Origin of the sequence: Enterobacter cloacae complex sp. GF14B, assembly GCF_004136805.1 — a bacterium.
GTDB classification, from domain to species: Bacteria; Pseudomonadota; Gammaproteobacteria; order Enterobacterales; family Enterobacteriaceae; genus Enterobacter; species Enterobacter hormaechei_C.
On record NZ_QFRV01000210.1, the window covers coordinates 1 to 2045 of the forward strand.

Sequence of the window (2045 nt, forward strand, 5' to 3'; positions counted from 1 at the left end):
AAAGTCCCCTAACTCACACTCACCTTTATACAGTGAAAGGGTGAGGGTAACCACAGTGTTTGGGTGAATTTGGTAGGGTGGAGTAACTTACTATGGCAATTATGGAGAGCTGAAAAACGGCTATCTTGACTTTGATTTCAGGTGTCTCATGGATGTGCATGCCTAGTTTTTGCATGAGTCCCTCTGTCATGATGCAAATTTGTGCACCCCCATCCACTAGACCTTTCCTAACCAATCTTCCTTTGATGTAACAATCTAGCACAGGTGTAATATCCTCATTCATTTCAGCATGTGCAATTTTTACAACAGGAACACTCTCTTTTACCTTTCTCCTAGTGCTAACTGCCCTTGTTAAATCCCTCCTAACTTGTGGACATAATGCAAGAAATTGAGGCCATGAGATATCAGGACCCTTACCTCTCATGTCTTCCAACAGGTTGTATGGAGCCATACCATGTCCAAGAGGGAAGTCTTGGAGATTGATACGACGTCGAGTCCTCTTAGCTTCCTTGGTCTCCTTTGCCTTCTTTTCTTGTCCATGGTCACTTTGTGATGTAACTCCTTCTTTCTCTTTACCTTTCCCTCGGCCACGCTTAATGCCATTTGCTTCCATGTCAACCTCATTTGAATTTGTCACCTCTACCACATGCACATTTGGGTCTGGCAAAGGTGGAACTCCTTCCACTCCTTGTGGAGGTGGTCTTGCTCCATTTGGCCTTTGTAGAAGCCGTGGTTGCTGACTAGTTCCTTCACCTGCATTCATCACTGGGTAATTCAAGTTAGGTCTCCCTGGCTCCCCACGACGCCAAGGACAATTATACATCCCATGTCCAGACTCACCCAATTCCAACATTGCAAGACTCTCCTAAGTTGTGAATCTCGCTCTTCAGACTTCTTTGCTTGTCCCTTTGGATCTACAGCTTGTGCAAGGTGAATTGACAGGCTGCTTAAAGATTCATTTAACTTCTCAATCACTTCCGCCGTTACCTCAGGAAGCTCCCTAGATGTTGATGCTTGTGACTTACCTTTGGGTCTAAGATCTTCTATTGGAACCTCTCCCCTTAAGCACTTGAGTTTCCTATATTTCTCAGCAGCCCTAGTTTGAGCTGCATCAAAGGTGGCAGGTGCACCCACCTCAACTTTTACCTTAAGGTCAGGAAAGAGTCCGGCTATGAACCTCTCCTTCTTTAGAAATTCTGCACCATCACCAGGGTTAGCAACATTTCGTATCCATAGAGCCCAAAGACGTAGAAACTCTTGCTTGTACAAGTAGTAGTCATCTAAGTCTTTTTGCTTATGAGAAACAATGTCTTGCCATAGTTTTTGAGTGTTTTGGGGATCAAAGAAGTATCTCTTAAAACGATTCAAAACTTCTGTGTAATTCCCCTTAACTTCCTCAGGCAAAGAGTCAAACCAAGTACTAGCATCTTTCCTAAGGACCACCTCAAACATTTCTACACGTTCTTGATCGGTTACTATCCTCTTGATACGGCAAGACATCTTGAAATTTGCTAAAAATAATTCTGCATCCTCTCCAGGCTCTCCAAAGAAAAGAGGATATCCAGACATTTGGCGTTGGCTCTCCATTGAATTGATTTCAAAGTGACGCGTTTTTGTTTTTTCTTTCTTTAAAAGATTTACACAATAATATTTTCTAAATTGCAATCTATTCTACAACAAAATAAAAATATTCACATCAAATGACCTATGATAATCAATAAGAGGTAGGATGACAGGGTTTGGTGACGCGAGAATTTCTCCTACTCTTTGGGCACCAAACATGAACACCATACGTTGTTGAAAATGGATTTTTCTACTAATTGCAATGTTTATTCTAATGTGTGGAGTGAAATGAAAGGGGAAAACCTCTATTCTTGGGCCATTATCCATGGTCTATGCATGACCTAATGCTTAAAACAAAACAAAAATATAGACGTCCAAACTAAGGTCGTACCTAATGAGAGGCAAAATAAAAGGATTTACTGATGCATTTATCTCTGCCAACCTAAGAGGACCTAAAATTCTACGAATTACACGTTGAAATT

2 protein-coding genes are annotated in these 2045 nt (G+C 41.4%); both read right to left on the minus strand.

The genetic code is table 11. From position 1 onward, the window contains the following. Positions 1 to 25 precede the first annotated feature (25 nt). Positions 26 to 778: a hypothetical protein gene (locus DD606_RS24735; RefSeq protein ID WP_129259407.1), complete on the minus strand. Its 753-nt coding sequence runs from the start codon at positions 776 to 778 to the stop codon at positions 26 to 28. After that, positions 775 to 1569, minus strand: coding sequence for a hypothetical protein (locus tag DD606_RS24740; RefSeq protein ID WP_129259409.1), 795 nt, complete (start codon positions 1567 to 1569; stop codon positions 775 to 777). Before DD606_RS24740 ends, DD606_RS24735 begins: the two co-directional genes overlap by 4 nt. Between the last annotated feature and the right edge of the window lie 476 nt (positions 1570 to 2045).

Coding starts and splice junctions, on each gene's coding strand:
- DD606_RS24740 (WP_129259409.1), bottom strand. CDS start 1,569: ATGTCTGGATATCCTCTTTTCTTTGGAGAGCCTGGAGAGGATGCAGAA.